Raw genomic sequence first — 17545 nt, forward strand, 5'->3', positions numbered from 1 at the left:
ATTATATTATATTTGTATACTTATACCAACCAACTTTTATGGGACTTGTGAACGCAAAAGAGGTAGCCAAAGCTATCCACATAGATAAATACGGTTTCTTAGGAACTCTAGGTGGGTGGACGTTGATGAAGCTTTTACGCATTTCTACTCTTAATAAATTGTATGACAAGCATAAAAATAAAGACACCGCTGACTTTTTAAACGGTCTATTAGAGGACCTTCAAATTGAGTTTGAAATTCCAGTGGAAGACTTAAGACGCATTCCTAAAAACGGTGCTTTTATCACTATTTCAAATCATCCATTAGGAGGAGTGGATGGAGTTTTGTTATTAAAATTACTTCTAGAGCGTCGACCAGACTACAAGATCATCGCAAATTTCTTACTGCACCGTATTGAGCCTTTGAAGCCATTCATCATGCCAGTAAACCCTTTTGAAGACCGTAAAGAGGTGAAATCTAGTACTGTTGGTTTTATGCAGGCTATTAGACATCTTAAAAACGATTTACCTTTGGGTATTTTTCCTGCAGGAGAAGTTTCTACGTATAGAGATGGCAAGCTAGTCGTAGATAAAACATGGGAAGAGAGCTCCATGAAATTGATTCAAAGAGCTGAGGTTCCTGTAATCCCTATTTACTTCCATGCAAAGAATAGTCGCATGTTTTACCTACTCGCAAAGCTTAACGATGTTTTTAGAACTGCAAAACTTCCATCTGAAGTGCTTTCACAAAAAAATCGAGTAGTTAAGGTGAGAATAGGAAATCCTATTTCTGTTAAGGCACAAAAGGAACACAAATCTCTAGATGATTTTACAGATTTCTTACGTAGGAAAACCTACATGCTTTCTAAGCCTTATGATAAAGAAACGAAGAGGTTAAGTGATATTCCTAACGCTATCAAGATACCAAAAGCTCCCAAAAAAATAGCTGCTACTACAGATCAACAAGCCATGATTAAAGAAGTAGATGCTTTGAGAGAAATGGGGGATAAACGTCTTTTAGAATCAAAAAATTACGAAGTATTCTTATCTAAAAAAGAACATATCCCTAATGTCTTAACCGAACTAGGAAGGTTGAGAGAGATCACTTTTAGAGCTATAGGGGAAGGAACTAATAATGCGACAGATCTCGATCATTATGATGACTATTACCATCAAATGTTCTTGTGGGACAGAGATGCTAATCGCATTGCGGGGGCCTATCGCATGGGTATGGGAAGTGAGATCAGTAAGGCTTATGGCATGGACGGCTTTTACCTGAATGAACTTTTTAAATTTGAACCAGAATTGCATAAGATGATGAGTGAATCCATAGAAATGGGACGAGCATTTATCATTAAAGAATACCAGCAAAAACCTATGCCGCTGTTCTTATTATGGAAAGGAATAGTGCACTGTACGTTGAGATTTCCAGAGCATAAATACCTTATAGGAGGGGTGAGTATCAGTAATAAATTCTCTAATTTTTCCAAATCACTTATGATTGAGTTTATGAAGAGCAATTATTACGATCCATATATAGCACAGTACATTACTCCTAAAAAGGACTTTAAAGTAAAATTAGAAGATGCAGATAAGGACTTTATCTTTGATGAAAGCGAGGCAGATCTTAACAAATTTGATAAGATTATAGACGAACTGGAGCCCAATGAATTGAGGTTACCTGTATTGATTAAGAAATACGTAAAGCAAAATGCCAAAGTAGTAGCTTTTAACGTCGATCCTTTATTTAACAATGCAGTAGATGGTTTAATGTACATACGTATCGCAGACCTTCCAGAAAGCACCGTAAAGCCAGTTTTAGAAGAGTTCCAAGCAGAGATGGAATCTAAGTATTTCAATGGGCAAGATGATACAAAAGAAGAGGAATAATCTCAAAATATGACAAGTTGAATAACAGGGTCCTATTTTTATTTGTTTTTATTCCTTTCATCATCAACGCGCAATCTATTAAAGGAAATATTACAGACGCCACTTCAAATGAACCTTTAGCTTCTGTAAACGTTTACTTTTCAGGCACCTCAAAAGGAACCATTACCGACTTTAATGGGGATTTTGAAATTTCTTATTATGAAAATAGTCAGAGTGTTTTTACAGTAAGCCTATTAGGTTATGTAACACAAACCTTTAGTGACCCTTTAAACACCGACTTCTCTAACCTTAAATTACAGCCTAAAGTAGGTGAGCTTCCAGCCGTTTACCTCTATCCAGATCCCTGGAGCCGTAAGAAAAAGGAGAAGTACTTTATCAATCAATTTATAGGTACGACTGCAATTGCAAAGGAATGTAGTATTCTCAATCTCGATAAAGTGAGAATGCGTTTTAATCCAATTACTAAAAAGATGACTGCTTATGCTGAAGAGCCTGTACTTATAGAAAATAGAGATTTAAATTACCTAGTAACCTATAACCTGATAGATTTTGAGATTAGTTTTGAAGAGGAAAACTTAGAAAACATCAAAATTAGCAGCTCCATTGAAATTCCTACCCATTATATGATTTCTTCTTACTTTGTAGGCAGTGCCTTTTTCAAAGAATTAAATGAAAAAGATTCAAAAAGAGGGTGGGTAAGACGTCATCGCAAACGCGCTTATAAAGTTTCTGAAGTGCGATTATTTAAACTAATTGCTCAAAGCAGATTTGAAGAAGAAGGCTATCAACTCGTTTTTGATAGAAAAAAAGTTGCGGTAAAAGATCATATCAGAAGCAGGAGAAAAGGAGCTTTATATACTGTTGATTTTAGAGAAAAAAGATACGAAGTTATAGACTCTCAGAACTTTCAATCTGCTATATATCTTGACGCGCCTATATTAGTGATTTCAGATGCGGGTAATGTTCTCAATTATAGAGTTTTAAAAACAGGTGGGTTTGTTTCCAATTTAAAGGTGTCAGGTATGTTACCTCTAGATTATAAGATGGAGTAAAGGCTAAGCTTTTTTATTTTTTTTCTGTAGGTATTGCTCTGCAAATTCCGTGCAGTAGGCTTGTAACTCTTTGCGGCTGGCTTTAAAAGCATTTTTTATATCCGTATCACTTCCTTGAGCGGTATCAAGACTGTCCATTTTGAGATGAAAAACAGTTGCTTTTTTGGTTCTTGATTTAGCCAGCAGATGTGCTTTATCTGAAAAGGTGATAATGTAGTCAAATACAATATCTTCCACAGCTTCAAAATTCCTTCTAGATTTCTCTACAGGTATGCCTAAAGAGTCCATCACCTTTAAAGTCATTTGATGAATAGGTTGGGATTCTATTCCAGCACTGAGCACCTGTGTTTTCTTAGAGCTATAATAATCAAGAAACCCTTGGGCCATAGGGCCTAAGGTTGAATTTGTAGTACTGAGAACGAGAATTTTTAGGGCCATTGTTTTCAACAACAAACATCAATAATCATGTTTGTGTTAACGCAAAGTTAAGACCATTAATTCTTGTGTACAAAAAAAGGCCTTAAACTTAACATTTAAGACCTTATATAACTGATAATCAGTTGTTTTTTAAAACCAGCCCTTTTTGTTGACTTGATAGGTGTAATAAAACTCTTCATCAGACTTCGTCAGATAAATAATACCTTCTATTAATCCTATAATACCTAAGGTTCCACAACTAAGAACACTTATAATTAATTGAATAATACCTTCTTTGTTGTATCCCAAAATAAACTTGTGAATACCAAATGATCCCAAAAAGATCCCTAATATACCAGCTAGAATTTTTTTGTTTTCCTGATTATTTACCGTTCGATTAAAGTCTTGTTGAAAGTTTCTGGCACTTTCTTTTGCGCTGTTTGCTGCGTCGTTGAAAGTTTCCTTGGCAGATTCTTTTGCATTTTCAAAGCCACTTTTTGAACTGTCGTATCCTTCTGTGCTCATGTTTATTTATTTAAGTTGGTGCTGGTAAATGTAGTTTATTTTTCAAATAGGTCCTCATTGCTAGGTTCCCAAAGTTCTACTTTACGGCCATCACAATCTATAACCCACCCAAATTTACCATAATCATACTCTTCTATCTTACCGACTACTTCAACAGCATTTTGTTTCAGTTCTTCTAATAAACTTTTTAAATCAGCGACTCGGTAATTAATCATAAAATCCTGTTTGCCTGGATCAAAATAGGTGGAATCAGATTCAAAAGGACTCCATTGTTGGCTTGCTTTTTTATCAAGCTTTACACTCTCTGCTTGCCAGAAGGTGCATCCATAGTCATCTACGGGTAATCCTAAATGCTTCTCATACCAAGCTTTTGTTGCTTGTGTATCCTTACACTTAAAGAAAATACCGCCTATTCCTGTAACCTTTTTCATAATGCTTGGTGGTGTTTGATGATTTTATTTGCGATGACATCGGCAAGTTGGTATTTAGATTCTACGGTCCATCCAGCCACATGCGGACTCAACAATACGTTATCCATTTCTAGTAGTGCCGCAAATGCCGTTGGGATTTCGCTATTGCGAAAGAGAGATTCAAAAGAACCTTTTTCATATTCCAGTACATCCAGTCCAGCACCTAAAATCTTCATGCTTTTTAAGGCAGCAACAAGATCCTCTGTGACCACAGATTTTCCTCTTGCGGTATTGATCAGGTAAAATGGTTTTGAAAAAGCCTCTATAAAAGCTTTGTCGATCATGCCTATAGTTAATTTAGTTTGTGGGGTGTGAAGACTCAATACATCAGCTTGTTGTTGTAATTCTTGCAGGCTTACTTGTGTACAGTTCTTATCTCCTACATGTTCCTCAATGTCATGACAAATCACTTTACAGTCAAAACCAGAAAGTTTTTTGGCAAAAGCTTTTCCCATATTCCCGTAGCCAATAAGTCCTACGGTCTTCCCGTCCAGTTCTAAGCCGCGATTTTCTTCTCTACGCCACAATCCAGATCGGACTTCTCGGTCTGCTCTATTTAAATGATTGAATAAGGAAAGCAACATTGCCAAAGCGTGTTCACCTACAGCATTTCTATTTCCTTCTGGTGCGTTGTAGCAAGATATTCCTTGTTGTTGGGCAACATCTAGATCTATATTTTCCAGTCCAGCGCCTACGCGACCTATAAACTTTAAAGAAGTGGCCGCTTGAAGAAATTCTTTGTCAATGGGGAACCTGCTGCGCACGATCATCCCGTCATATTTGCTTATCACTTTCATGATGTCTTCCTTAGAGGAAGTATAATCAAAATGGTTTTCAAAGCCAGCTTGTTCTAGTTTTTGTGCAAGTATAACGTGGTTGCTATCGAGGTGAAGTACTTTCATGATCTATATTTCTTTCATAAACAGCGGACTGAATTCCGCCGCTGGGAATCTATTTTGTCGCCCCTGGCGTTTTTCAAATTCAAACTCGAGCAGGCGGACTAAAGTCCGCCGCTGGGAATTTATTTTGTTGCCTGCGGCATTTTTTTATGTAGCCGAATGAATTCGGCTTTTTTTCTTTTCAATTTCTGGTTTCCGTTCCCCAACCCTAAAGGGTGCAGAAGCACAAGCTCAGGTGTTCCTATTCAAATTCAAATTCGATTTCGATTTCAAGTTCGATTTCAAATTTTAGTTTCGACTACCGCTCGACCAAGCATTTTTTTTTCTCCATCACTCAAAAATTTATTTTTCCACATGCCACATGCCTAATACCTAATCAAACCTCTACCATATTGAGTTCCTGCTCATAGTCGTATTGCAAGTCTTCATGGAGTGTGGAGATACGTGTTTTGACAATAATAAGTTGTCTTTCCATAAGGTCACGCATGGTTTTACTGCGCAATACTTGTGGATGGGTCTCTCTCATCAATCGGCAAAAGTGGATCAAAATAGAAACTTCTGTTTCCTTAATTCCCGAGTAACGCACATATTTTTTGGACTCCCGCAGGACTTTACGCACTCCTTTTTGAAGACGGTAATTGTTTGCTGTATTGAGTGCTAGAAACATGTTGTCCATCAAGGTTTTCACGTTTGCGACGTATTCATCTTCATCAGTGGATTCAAAAAGCAGGTAGGTAAGGAGTTCCTTATTCTCTTTCTTAAATCGAGAAAGACGTAAGATGATCTTCATCAGGTCGTCATCAGACCTGAATTTAAGCTCTTCCTTTAACTCTTTTACCGTAGCCGTTTTCATGATTAACGAAGATAAGCAATGGAATAGAGTTTTTAATAAATCTAAAGTTAGAAAAGCGTCTTTGTATTTGTGATATTCCCGCTTTCGCGAAAGCGTGCCAGTAGACCTACTTCTATTTGCAGAAAAAGTAATTAGAAAGCGTCAAATAGTTATACTTCTAGATACCAATAATTGCCTTTGCAATCATGAAATAGATCAAAATTCCAAATATGTCGTTACTGGTTGTAATAAATGGGCCTGTAGCGAGTGCCGGATCTATACCTCTCTTATGTAGAGCGAGTGGAACAAAAGTACCAACTAGTCCAGCCACTATAATGACGGCAAAGAGCGAAATAGAAATAGCAAGGGAGGTAAGAATTTCTCCTTTAGTAGCAAATGTGTAAGCAAATAAAAGTATGGCTAGTATGACTCCATTTAACATCGCGAGCAATACTTCTTTAATCAAACGATTCCCTATACTCCCTCTCAAATCATCATTTGCGATACCTTGTACAATGATCGCACTGGATTGCACTCCTACGTTTCCTGCCATAGCGGCTATCAATGGAGTAAAGAAAAATAGTACGGCGTGCTTTTCAAATATCTCTTCAAAACCACCCATGATTGCCGCGGCACCTATACCACCTAATAGTCCTAGAACCAGCCAAGGCAGTCGCGCTTTAGTCAATTCTAAAATACTGTCATTTGCTTCAACGTCTTGCGAGATACCACTGGCGAGTTGGTAATCTTTCTCTGCTTCTTCTGTGATAAAATCCATAATATCATCAATGGTAATGCGACCTACAAGTCGTTCCAATTCGTCAACCACAGGAATGGCCTCTAAATCGTATTTACGCATGATACGAGAGACTTCTTCTCCAGGAGTGTTGACGGTTACAAAATCTACTTTAGGAATATAAACGTCTTTTATAGGGGTAGATTCCTTACTGGTTAATAGATCTTTTAAGGAAAGTCTCCCTTTGAGTTTGTTGTTGTTGTCTACTACATATATGGAATGCACACGAGTCACGTTTTCGGCCTGTGCACGCATTTCACTTACACATCCAGTAACCGTCCAATTCTCATTAACACGCACCAGCTCTTTTGCCATCAGTCCACCGGCACTGTTTTCGTCAAAACGCAACAGATCCACAATGTCTTCTGCATGTTGTTCATCAATTATTTGATTGATTACTTCTTGGGCAATATTATCAGGAAGTTCGTTTAAGATATCTGCCGCATCATCGGTATCCATCTCTTCCAGCTCTTCAGCGATTTCTTTTGGAGAAAGGGCATTAAGAATGCGATCTCTCTGGTCTTCATCCAGCTCCATTAAAGCTTCAGAAGTTTTTTCTGAATCGAGAAGCTTTACAATATATACAGCTTGTTCCAGATTGAGTTCATCAATAATTTCTGCGATATCAGCAAAGTGAAGCTCTTCTAAAATGTGTTCCAGCTGTTTACTATCATTGACGTCAATCAGTGAACGTATCTCTTGTATAAAGTCATTTGTGATGTTAAACTGCATGGATGAGGCTTATAGGGCAAATATAAATTTTTGAATAAGAGAAATAGAGTTTTTTAAAGCAAAATATTTCATGAGTGAGGCCTTAATTAAGTATTTTAATAACTTCTATAGAGCATAGATGAATGTCTATGCTAACTTACTCCAGAGGTAATTTACTGCTCCTCTAATACTACCAGCAAATTTTTAACAAAGCTATTTATGAGTTTTATTAACCTACTCCATAAGTGATCCCATACTCGTCTAATAAGGAGAGCAACTCGCCACTAACATTTACCTTTTGTAATTTAGCAGACATATCAATCGATATTTTTTCTTCATGATCTTTTAAATTAAAATACAAACGGTGATCTCCTTGGTGTTTATCTAGTGCTTCCTTTAAAATTTCAATACGCTCTTCTATAACTTCACTTACGTGAAACTCAATGGTTAACTTTTTGGCAGCGCTTGCCATGACGTCTTGTAACTGTCCCATTTGTGTAAATAGGATACGAGGATCCCTTGGTCTACCCGTATTTTTATCGAGCCATCCTTGTTGAATCTTTACTTTAGCGTGTAAGAATGAATTTGGTACTAAAAAGTGTCTGAATTTCAAATAGTCCTCACCAAAAATTCTGAATTCGTGAGTCTCATCATAATCTTCCATAGTAAACATCCCCCAAGGTTTGTTGGCCTTACTCATCATGTGTCTTGCTTCTGTAATCACACCGCAAAAAGTAAGCTCTCTATTGACTAGTGGCTCTAGTTCTTTCATGGCTGCTAGGTTTGCATTACAAAAGAATTTGATTTCCTTTTTGTAATCGTCTAATGGATGACCAGAAATATAGATTCCTACGACTTCTTTCTCTCTTTTCAATTTTTCCATCGCACCCCAATCTTCGCAAATGGGTAATTGTGGTTCTGGGATTTGCACATCACTTGCTTCTCCAAATAGGCTCACTTGTGCACTATTTTCATTTTCTTGAAACTTCTGAGCATATTTCACTACTTGTTCTAAAAATATCTGACCGTTGTCAAATTCATAGAAAAATTGCGCTCTATTATCACCGCCTAAACCGTCAAAACCACCACTTAAAGCTAGCGCTTCAAAAGACTTTTTATTTGCAGTTCGCAAGTCGATACGCTTTGCCATATCAAAGATACTTTTGTAATGGCCCTCTTTTCTATTATCTATAATGGTCATTACAGCACCATGGCCTAATCCTTTTACAGCTCCCATCCCAAAACGAATTGCTCCTTTAGGGTTAACGGTAAATTTATAATTGGATTCATTCACATCTGGACCTAGCACATCAAGTCCCATACGACGGCATTCATCCATGAACTTCGTCACATCTTTGATTTGGTTCATGTTATTAGAAAGGGTTGCTGCCATAAATTCAGCGCCGTAATTTGCTTTTAAATAAGCCGTTTGGTAAGCGATCCATGCATAACAAGTGGAGTGTGACTTGTTAAAGGCATAAGAAGCAAATGCTTCCCAGTCTTTCCATACCTTTTCTAAAATGGTACGGTCATGTCCGTTTGCTTCACCAGCATCTAGGAATTGGGGCTTCATTTTTTGAAGTGTGGCCATTTGTTTTTTACCCATAGCTTTTCTCAAAACATCGGCATCACCCTTGGAGAAATTGGCTAGTTTTTGAGACAGTAACATTACTTGCTCTTGATACACCGTAATACCATAAGTTTCCTTCAGGTATTCTTCCATGGCATCTAGATCATAAACAATGTCTTTACGACCGTGTTTACGATCAATAAATTCTGGGATATATTCTAATGGCCCCGGTCTATACAAAGCGTTCATCGCGATAAGATCGGCAAACTGGGTAGGTTTGAGTTCTCGCATATACTTTTGCATCCCGACACTTTCATACTGGAAAATAGCAGTTGTTTCTCCACGCTGGAACAGCTCGTAGGTTTTCTCGTCATCTAGCGGGATGGACTCTATATCCAGTGCTATTCCATGGCGTTCTTTTATAATGGCGACTGTATCCTTGATTTGGCTTAAGGTTTTTAACCCTAAGAAGTCCATTTTCAACAATCCAGCACTTTCTACAACTTCGTTATCAAACTGAGTGACATAAAGATCAGAATTCTTTGCTGTTGCTACAGGAACAAAGTTGGTCAGATCATCTGGTGTAATGATCACTCCACAGGCATGAACACCGGTATTTCTGACAGAACCTTCAAGAATTCGAGCTTGTTTTAAGGTCTCGGCAGTTAGGTCATTTCCAGCGGCGAGGCTTCTTAGTTCTCTCACCATATCAGCATCATCTCCACGGAATTTTCCACTGATTTCATTATCTGCTAAGGCAAAAATATTTTTAAGTTTAGCAAAATCAGGTATTAATTTTGCCACACGATCTGCATCTTGTAGCGGCAGATCGAGCGCTCTTGCAGTGTCTCTTATGGATGACTTTGCTGCCATGGTTCCATAAGTTATAATTTGCGCTACTTGAGAGGAACCGTATTTTTCAATAACGTAATCCATTACTTTATATCGATTTTCATCATCAAAATCAATATCAATATCGGGCATGGACACTCGATCTGGATTTAGAAAACGCTCAAAAAGTAAGTCGTAGTGAATGGGGTCTACATTTGTAATTTTCAAACAATAAGCCACGGCACTACCAGCAGCAGATCCACGTCCTGGGCCTACGGCGACATCCATTTCTCGTGCGGCCTTTATAAAATCCCAAACGATCAAGAAATAACCCGGATAACCCGTATTCTGAATAACGCTCAATTCAAAATCGAGACGTTCCTTAATTTCATCTCCAAAGTCTTCTCCGTAGCGCATTTTAGCACCTTCATAAGTAAGATGTTTTAAATAGGCATTTTCTCCGTTTTTAGTTTTTGCGCTGGCGTCATTGATATCTATAAACTCTTCAGGGATATCAAAAGCTGGAAGTAATACATCTCTAGCGAGTTCATAAGCTTCCACTTTATCAACGACTTCTTGTACATTCAGGATGGCTTCTGGTAAATCTTTAAAGAGTTCTTTCATCTCTTGTGCAGACTTGTAGTAATATTCTTGGTTAGGTAATCCATAACGATACCCTCGTCCACGGCCTATAGGTGTTGCTTGTTTCTCATTATCTTTTACACAAAGTAAAATGTCGTGAGCATTAGCATCTTCTTTATGGACGTAATAGGTGTTGTTAGTAGCGACAATTTTTACATCGTGCTTGCGTGCAAAGTTGATCAGTACTTCATTGGCACGATTTTCATCTTCTTGACCATGGCGCATTACTTCTATATAAAGATCATCACCGAAGTGTTTTTTCCACCACAACAAAGCTTCTTCAGCTTGATTTTCTCCTAGATTCAAGATTTTAGAAGGAACTTCACCATACATGTTTCCGGTAAGGACAATAAGGTCTTCCTTAAATTCTTCAATCAGTTTTTTATCTACTCTAGGCATATAGTAAAACCCTTCCGTATAGGCTTTACTCGCCATTTTTGCTAGATTGTGATAGCCGTTTTTGTTTTTGGCAAGAATCACGATCTGGTATCCATTATCCTTGTGTGTACGATCGTGCATGTCTTCACATACTTGAAACTCACAACCTATGATAGGTTTTATAGGTTCCCGACGCTCGCCATCTTCATTATCAACCAGACTTGCATTATGTGCTTTTACCGCTCGTACAAAATGAAACGCGCCCATCATATTGGCATGATCGGTCATGGTTACTGCAAGCATATTATTTGCCGCGGCTGCCTCTACCAGATCTTTTACACTTGCTGTAGATTGTAATATAGAAAACTGACTGTGACTATGTAGATGTGCAAATTTTGCGTCGCTTAATTCATTTAGATTTTCCTTAATTTCTTCTTTAGAAATTTCTGGACTTTCATCAGTGTTGAGTTTTTCAGATGCTTTTTTAAGGTTGACATGGTTGATGCCTACAGCAGTAATGGTGGAAGGGTTGCTTTCGCGAAAGCGTGCAAAAAAGCCATCTTCAAAGCCTAATTTTTCTAGCGAGTAATGCCCTTTTCTAAGCAATTCTAAAAAACAGCGAGTTGTTGCTTCTACATCTGCCGTGGCGTTATGAGCATCTCCAAATGGCTGATTAAAAAGAAACTGATGTAACTCGGTAAGTGTAGGCAATTTAAATTTACCATACCGGCCTCCTGGAATCTGACATAAATTTGCTGTTTGTTCGGTACAAGTGTCAAGAACTGGAAGCTCTTGTAAGTCGTTGCCTATTTGAGCACGTACAAACTCAGATCCGGTAACATTTAAGTCAAATTTTAAATTTTGACCGACTACAAATTTTGTTTTACTTAGAGCGATGTTGAATTTTGCCAACATCTCTGCAAGCGGTATTCCTTCTTTCTGAGCAAGTGCTGTAGAAATACCGTGAATACGCTCTGCATCGTAAGGAATATCAAAACCATCAGGTTGTATCAAGTAGTCTTGAGCCTCGATCAAATTTCCCATCTCATCGTGTAACTGCCAGGCAATTTGTATCACCCGTGGCCAGTTATCTGTATCTGTATAAGGCGCATCCCAGCGTTTAGGCAATCCAGTGGTTTCGGTGTCAAAGATGAGATACATGTGTGTAATTTATGAAGCGTTAATAGCAAGATGATGAAGTCCTAAAACAAAAATGATACTTCTTTCAAAAGTCTGTATAACAGATACTTGAATCTAAATAAAAATTTCACTTCAGGATTTTAAATATAGGTATTTGAACTGCTTTTTGAAAGCCGAGTTATGAACAGTTTTGAACCTTTTTGTTCCCCGGCCCAAAAGGGTGTGGAAACTTTGGAATGCCAGTTCGAGCGAAAGTCGAGAACGTTTTAATAGTTCTGAGATGGAGTCCAGTAGATTCCGCATCTAGTGCGGAGCTTCAGCGTTTCAAGTTCGAGTTCAAGTTCAAGTTCAAAAGTTTCCATTCCTCGGACTTGAAGGGTTTGGAAACTTTAGGATGCCAGTTCGAGCGAAAGTCGAGAACGTTTTAATAGCTCTGAGATGGAGTCCAGCAGATTCCGCATCTAGTGTGGAAATTCAGAGTTTCGAGTTCGAGTTCGAGTTCAAGTTCAAGTTCAAAAGTTTCCATTCCTCGGACTTGAAGGGTTTGGAAACTTTAGGATGCCAGTTCGAGCGAAAGATAGTTGCGATAGAGTACAAACATAAAAAAGCCCGACCAAAAATTGATCGGGCTCAAAAGGATGAATTGATCCTTTATTATGCTATTTCTTCCATTGCTGTTACTCTACTCAACGAATTTAAAATAGTATTTCGGTGCGAAGTCAGCATGTTTTTGGTCGACGGAGGTAAAGCTGTTTCTGAAATGATGGAATTGTATTCTTCTAGAGCTGTTTTTTCTCCACGAATGGCTTCTTCTAAAATCGCTTCTTCATTATTAGTAGAAAAGGCAGATTTAAATTTCATCCACGTGCGGTGTGCATCTCCTTTTAAACTTGTTCCTTTATCGGGACTTTCTCCATAATTTCTAATCTCTTCTTTTAATTCATGTCCGAAGTTATATCGTTCCTGAGCTTGATCAGTGAAGAAATCTTTTATTCTACTACTATTTACTTTGTCTTTGGCTAATTTATATCCAGCCTCTGCATCGTAGTTCTTGGTTAGTAAATCGTTTAATTTTTCTGACACTTCTTTTGTGTACTTCATTGTATTCGTTTGTATGGTTTATATATGTCGAGAACATAAGTATAACAGGGAGTTTCAAACGAACTTTTGTGACAGGTTTAGTTCTAACTTAATATAGAATTAAGGTTTTTCCTGTACATAGGTAGTGTTGTTAAGGGATTTAACTTAATAAAATAATGGTTTTGTAAATAGAAGAGGCTTTATGGATCTCTTAAAGAGCACCTCTATCTTATGAAACCCCAGACGGAATAGTTAACTCTCTTCAATAGGTCAGTTAAGACTGGAAAGGATTAGTTTCTTGTTAAGTGCGTTATGGCAGTAGTAAGTGGTTGCCAAACTTCTATATTCTAGATTTCACACCTTCTTCTTTTTTTGATACCGAAATCAAGCTAAAACTCCTATAATTAAAAAAAGCCCGATCATATGATCGGGCTTTTTTAGGTTGAAATAAATAGACAGTTTTATGAACCACACATCTCGCAGTCGTCACCATTGCTGGCTGCCTCTTTAGCACGTTGAAGAATTAATCTGTATTCGTCAGCACTCATTTCTTCGGTCTCTGTAACTACATTAGTATCTACAATCGGCTTGGATTCATTCATCACTTTTGCAGCCGCAGGAGCACTATCATCTACAAACAAAGTTTGTGGATGATTCACTTGTTCTACAGCTTTTGGTTGTGTTGGAGCTGATTCTTGTGATTGCTTTTGTGTTCTCAACGTATTTGCAGCTTGTGTCGGTGCTGTATTGTTGATTACAGGAAGTTCTACTGGTGCAGCAACTGGCACTGCTTTCTTTTCTTTAGTAACGGTAAACTTGATTGCGTCTACTGCTGCTTTAGTTCTCAAATAGTACATTCCAGTCTTCAAACCGCTCTTCCATGCATAAAAGTGCATTGAAGTCAATTTAGAAGTGGTTACGTTTTCCATAAACAAGTTCAAAGATTGTGATTGGTCAATAAAGTAACCTCTTTCACGAGACATATCGATAATGTCTTTCATCTTCAATTCCCAAACTGTTTTGTAGAGTTCTTTGATATCCTCTGGAATTCCTTCTATTGCTTGAATGGAACCATTGTTTCTCATAATGGCATTCTTCAAGCCGTCATCCCAAAGTCCCAGATCAACTAGGTCTTTCAATAAGTGTTTGTTCACTACAATAAATTCTCCAGAAAGAGTTCTACGCGTATAGATGTTAGAAGTATAAGGTTCAAAGGCTTCATTGTTTCCAAGAATCTGAGAAGTACTTGCAGTAGGCATAGGTGCTACAAGAAGCGAGTTTCTCACTCCGTGCTCCATAACTTGCTTTCTCAATTCGGCCCAATTCCATCGACCGCTTAAATCGCTATCATTTACATTCCACATATTGTACTGGAATTCTCCTTGTGACATTGGAGAGCCAGCAAATGTAGAATAAGGACCTTCTTCTTGTGCCAATTCTACAGAAGCTTCACAAGCTGCAAAATAAAGAGTCTCAAAAATGTCAGAGTTCAATTTTTTTGCTTCGTCACAGGTAAATGGAAGTCGCAACATGATAAAAGCATCTGCAAGACCTTGAATACCTAAACCTATAGGTCTGTGGCGCATGTTAGAGTTTTCAGCTTCTTTCACCGGGTAATAGTTGCGGTCTATTACTTTGTTTAAATTGCGAGTAACTCTTTTAGTTACTTTATATAAAGCTTTGTGATCAAAAGCGCCATCTTTTACAAACATAGGTAGCGCAATAGAGGCAAGGTTACATACAGCAACTTCATCTGGAGAAGTATACTCCATGATCTCTGTACACAGGTTAGAAGACCTGATGGTACCTAAGTTTTTTTGATTGGACTTATTGTTTGCAGCATCCTTGTAAAGCATGTAAGGAGTACCAGTTTCAATTTGAGATTCTAATATTTTATCCCAAAGTTCGCGAGCTTGAATCGTCTTGCGACCTTTTCCTTCTTCTTCATATTTGGTATAAAGTGCTTCAAACTCATCTCCGTAAACGTTGTAAAGATTAGGACATTCATGAGGACACATTAAGGTCCACGTACTGTTGGTCTCTACTCTTTTCATAAAAAGGTCTGACATCCACATGGCATAGAATAAGTCACGCGCACGCATCTCTTCTTTACCGTGGTTTTTCTTAAGATCTAAGAAGTCAAAAATATCTGCGTGCCATGGCTCCATATAAATAGCAAAAGAACCTTTACGTTTTCCTCCACCTTGATCCACATAACGAGCAGTATCATTATATACTTTTAACATCGGAACAATTCCATTAGAGGTTCCATTTGTACCACCTATGTAAGAACCTCTTGCACGTATGTTGTGGATAGACAAACCTATTCCGCCAGCACTTTGAGAAATCTTAGCGGTTTGTTTTAAGGTATCGTAAATACCTTCTATACTATCATCTTGCATGGTTAATAAGAAACAAGAAGACATTTGAGGTTTTGGCGTACCTGCATTAAACAAAGTAGGTGTTGCATGAGTAAAGAACTTTTTAGACATCAACTCATAGGTTTCTATGGCTGCATCCAGATCATCAATATGTATACCTACAGACACACGCATCAACATGTGCTGTGGTCGCTCAGCAATCTGACCGTCTATCTTTAATAAATAACTACGCTCTAATGTTTTAAACCCAAAGTAATCGTACCCAAAATCACGATTATAGATGATAGCCGAGTTCAAGCGGTCGGCATTATCTTGAATTACTTGATACACCTCATCAGAAATCATAGGTGCTTTTTTCTCTGTACGTGGATTCACATATTCATACAAGTCTGTTACTACGTCAGTAAAAGTCTTTTTGGTATTTTTATGTAAGTTAGATACGGAGATGCGTGCCGCTAGTCTAGCATAATCTGGATGTGCAGTCGTCATGGTAGCCGCAGTCTCTGCAGCAAGGTTATCCAATTCACTTGTAGTAACACCATCATATAATCCGTCGATAACACGCATGGCAACTTTTACAGGGTCTACATGATCACTTAGTCCATAACATAATTTACGCACTCTTGCTGTGATCTTGTCGAACATTACTGGCTCCTTGTGGCCGTCTCTTTTTACTACAAACATATTGAACTCGTTTTTTGGGTGGAGAGATAAGGAGGCTACTCCCTGTCTCGAACAATTGGGTTAACACTTGTGAAAATATCTTGAAATATTTTCTAAACTATATATAAAACAGTCGGTTGACTGTGGGGTTTTTAAAAGGGCTTCTGTTTAGAAGTCTGCATCTAAAGCAAAAGAGTCCATAGTACTCTTGTCTTCTTTAGTACTGTTCATGACTCCAGCTTTCTGGTATTCACCTACTCTTTTTTCAAAGAAGTTGGTTTTTCCTTCCATACCTATAAGATCCATAAAGTCAAATGGATTAGTCACATTGTATACGGGCTCACATTCCAGCTCAACAAGCAAACGGTCGGTCACAAACTCTAGGTATTGCGTCATTAATTTTGCGTTCATACCTATCAAACTTGCAGGTAACGATTCTGTGATGAATTCACGCTCTATATTCAAAGCATCAACTATAATTTCTGTGATACGCTCTTTAGGCACTTTGTTGATCAAGTGATTGTTGTGCAGGTGTACAGCAAAGTCACAATGCATACCTTCATCACGAGAGATCAACTCGTTGGAAAAAGTAAGTCCAGGCATCAAACCGCGTTTCTTTAACCAGTAAATGGAACAGAAAGCACCAGAAAAGAAAATTCCTTCTACTGCTGCAAAAGCGATCAGACGCTCAGCAAAAGAGGGGCTGTCTATCCACTTCATTGCCCAGTCTGCTTTTAATTTAATGGCAGGAAAATTCTCGATGGCTTTAAAAAGCTGATCTTTTTCCTTATTATCCTTTACATAGGTGTCGATCAATAGAGAATAGGTCTCTGAATGAATGTTTTCCATCATGATCTGGAAGCCGTAGAAAAATTTAGCTTCAGAATACTGCACTTCATTCACAAAATTCTCTGCAAGATTTTCATTAACAATTCCATCACTCGCTGCAAAAAACGCAAGAATGTGTTTGATAAAATAACGCTCATCAGAATTAAGAGAGTTTTGCCAATCAGTTAAATCAACTTGTAAATCGATTTCTTCAGCAGTCCAAATACACGCTTGTTGTTTCTTATACCATTCCCATAAATCATCATGTTGAATAGGGAAAATGACAAATCTGTTTGGGTTGTCTTGTAATATAGGTTCTTGTGTAGTTTGCATGTGTGCTTTAATTTATCTCTGTTACTTTTGAAACTCGGGTTAACAAAGATGAAGAATGTTTAAGGCGATATGAGTAATTTAACATCTAGGTTTTTCACAAGTTTTCAACATAAGAAATTTCTTAACAAA

At 37.8% G+C, this 17545-nt stretch carries 12 protein-coding genes; 2 read left to right on the forward strand and 10 right to left on the reverse strand.

Features of this window, described 5'->3' with window-relative positions; genetic code table 11:
* Positions 1-38: 38 nt before the first annotated feature.
* Both CW736_RS05775 and CW736_RS05780 read left to right on the forward strand, forming a co-directional pair.
* Entirely contained in the window at positions 39-1868 is a 1830-nt protein-coding gene (locus tag CW736_RS05775; protein WP_101013069.1) for a GNAT family N-acyltransferase, read from the forward strand.
* Between the two features lie 17 nt (positions 1869-1885).
* A complete protein-coding gene (locus tag CW736_RS05780; protein ID WP_157810888.1) occupies positions 1886-2920 on the forward strand; it encodes a carboxypeptidase-like regulatory domain-containing protein in 1035 nt (344 codons plus the stop codon).
* A 3-nt stretch (positions 2921-2923) separates the two neighbouring features.
* Here the strand turns inward: CW736_RS05780 and CW736_RS05785 are convergent, their stop codons facing one another.
* From CW736_RS05785 to CW736_RS05830, 10 genes are all read right to left on the reverse strand, one after another.
* Entirely contained in the window at positions 2924-3358 is a 435-nt protein-coding gene (locus tag CW736_RS05785) for a low molecular weight phosphatase family protein (protein WP_157810889.1), read from the reverse strand.
* A 129-nt stretch (positions 3359-3487) separates the two neighbouring features.
* Positions 3488-3862 (reverse strand): TM2 domain-containing protein, encoded by a 375-nt coding sequence (locus CW736_RS05790; RefSeq protein WP_101013074.1) that lies wholly within the window; start codon positions 3860-3862, stop codon positions 3488-3490.
* Between the two features lie 35 nt (positions 3863-3897).
* Positions 3898-4293 carry a VOC family protein gene (locus CW736_RS05795; protein WP_198519348.1) on the reverse strand — a complete coding sequence of 132 codons (396 nt, stop codon included), beginning with the start codon at positions 4291-4293 and terminating at the stop codon, positions 3898-3900.
* On the reverse strand, positions 4290-5234 hold the full coding sequence (locus CW736_RS05800) for a 2-hydroxyacid dehydrogenase (RefSeq protein WP_101013078.1): 945 nt from the start codon (positions 5232-5234) through the stop codon (positions 4290-4292). The genes CW736_RS05795 and CW736_RS05800 overlap by 4 nt, the downstream gene beginning before the upstream one ends.
* Before the next feature lie 373 nt (positions 5235-5607).
* On the reverse strand, positions 5608-6084 hold the full coding sequence (locus tag CW736_RS05805; protein ID WP_101013080.1) for a hypothetical protein: 477 nt from the start codon (positions 6082-6084) through the stop codon (positions 5608-5610).
* 157 nt (positions 6085-6241) lie between these two features.
* The gene (gene mgtE, locus CW736_RS05810; protein WP_101013082.1) at positions 6242-7591 is read right to left on the reverse strand and encodes a magnesium transporter; all 1350 of its coding nucleotides are present in this window, start codon (positions 7589-7591) and stop codon (positions 6242-6244) included.
* Between the two features lie 208 nt (positions 7592-7799).
* Positions 7800-12152, reverse strand: a complete 4353-nt coding sequence (gene dnaE / locus CW736_RS05815) for a DNA polymerase III subunit alpha (protein ID WP_101013083.1) — start codon at positions 12150-12152, stop codon at positions 7800-7802.
* Positions 12153-12785: 633 nt separating this feature from the next.
* Entirely contained in the window at positions 12786-13232 is a 447-nt protein-coding gene (locus CW736_RS05820) for a ferritin-like domain-containing protein (protein ID WP_101013084.1), read from the reverse strand.
* Between the two features lie 440 nt (positions 13233-13672).
* Positions 13673-16276 (reverse strand): ribonucleoside-diphosphate reductase subunit alpha, encoded by a 2604-nt coding sequence (locus tag CW736_RS05825; RefSeq protein WP_101013085.1) that lies wholly within the window; start codon positions 16274-16276, stop codon positions 13673-13675.
* 147 nt (positions 16277-16423) lie between these two features.
* On the reverse strand, positions 16424-17416 hold the full coding sequence (locus CW736_RS05830; RefSeq protein WP_101013086.1) for a ribonucleotide-diphosphate reductase subunit beta: 993 nt from the start codon (positions 17414-17416) through the stop codon (positions 16424-16426).
* Between the last annotated feature and the right edge of the window lie 129 nt (positions 17417-17545).

Source organism: Nonlabens sp. MB-3u-79, from assembly GCF_002831625.1.
In the GTDB taxonomy this organism is placed as follows: Bacteria; Bacteroidota; Bacteroidia; order Flavobacteriales; family Flavobacteriaceae; genus Nonlabens.

What these genes read in the sequence shown, in the direction of transcription:
- mgtE (WP_101013082.1), bottom strand. Translation starts at nt 7,591, where the DNA reads ATGCAGTTTAACATCACAAATGACTTTATACAAGAGATACGTTCACTG.
- CW736_RS05830 (WP_101013086.1), bottom strand. Translation starts at nt 17,416, where the DNA reads ATGCAAACTACACAAGAACCTATATTACAAGACAACCCAAACAGATTT.
- CW736_RS05785 (WP_157810889.1), bottom strand. Translation starts at nt 3,358, where the DNA reads ATGGCCCTAAAAATTCTCGTTCTCAGTACTACAAATTCAACCTTAGGC.
- CW736_RS05800 (WP_101013078.1), bottom strand. Translation starts at nt 5,234, where the DNA reads ATGAAAGTACTTCACCTCGATAGCAACCACGTTATACTTGCACAAAAA.
- CW736_RS05825 (WP_101013085.1), bottom strand. Translation starts at nt 16,276, where the DNA reads ATGTTTGTAGTAAAAAGAGACGGCCACAAGGAGCCAGTAATGTTCGAC.
- CW736_RS05775 (WP_101013069.1), top strand. Translation starts at nt 39, where the DNA reads ATGGGACTTGTGAACGCAAAAGAGGTAGCCAAAGCTATCCACATAGAT.
- CW736_RS05795 (WP_198519348.1), bottom strand. Translation starts at nt 4,293, where the DNA reads ATGAAAAAGGTTACAGGAATAGGCGGTATTTTCTTTAAGTGTAAGGAT.
- dnaE (WP_101013083.1), bottom strand. Translation starts at nt 12,152, where the DNA reads ATGTATCTCATCTTTGACACCGAAACCACTGGATTGCCTAAACGCTGG.
- CW736_RS05820 (WP_101013084.1), bottom strand. Translation starts at nt 13,232, where the DNA reads ATGAAGTACACAAAAGAAGTGTCAGAAAAATTAAACGATTTACTAACC.
- CW736_RS05790 (WP_101013074.1), bottom strand. Translation starts at nt 3,862, where the DNA reads ATGAGCACAGAAGGATACGACAGTTCAAAAAGTGGCTTTGAAAATGCA.
- CW736_RS05805 (WP_101013080.1), bottom strand. Translation starts at nt 6,084, where the DNA reads ATGAAAACGGCTACGGTAAAAGAGTTAAAGGAAGAGCTTAAATTCAGG.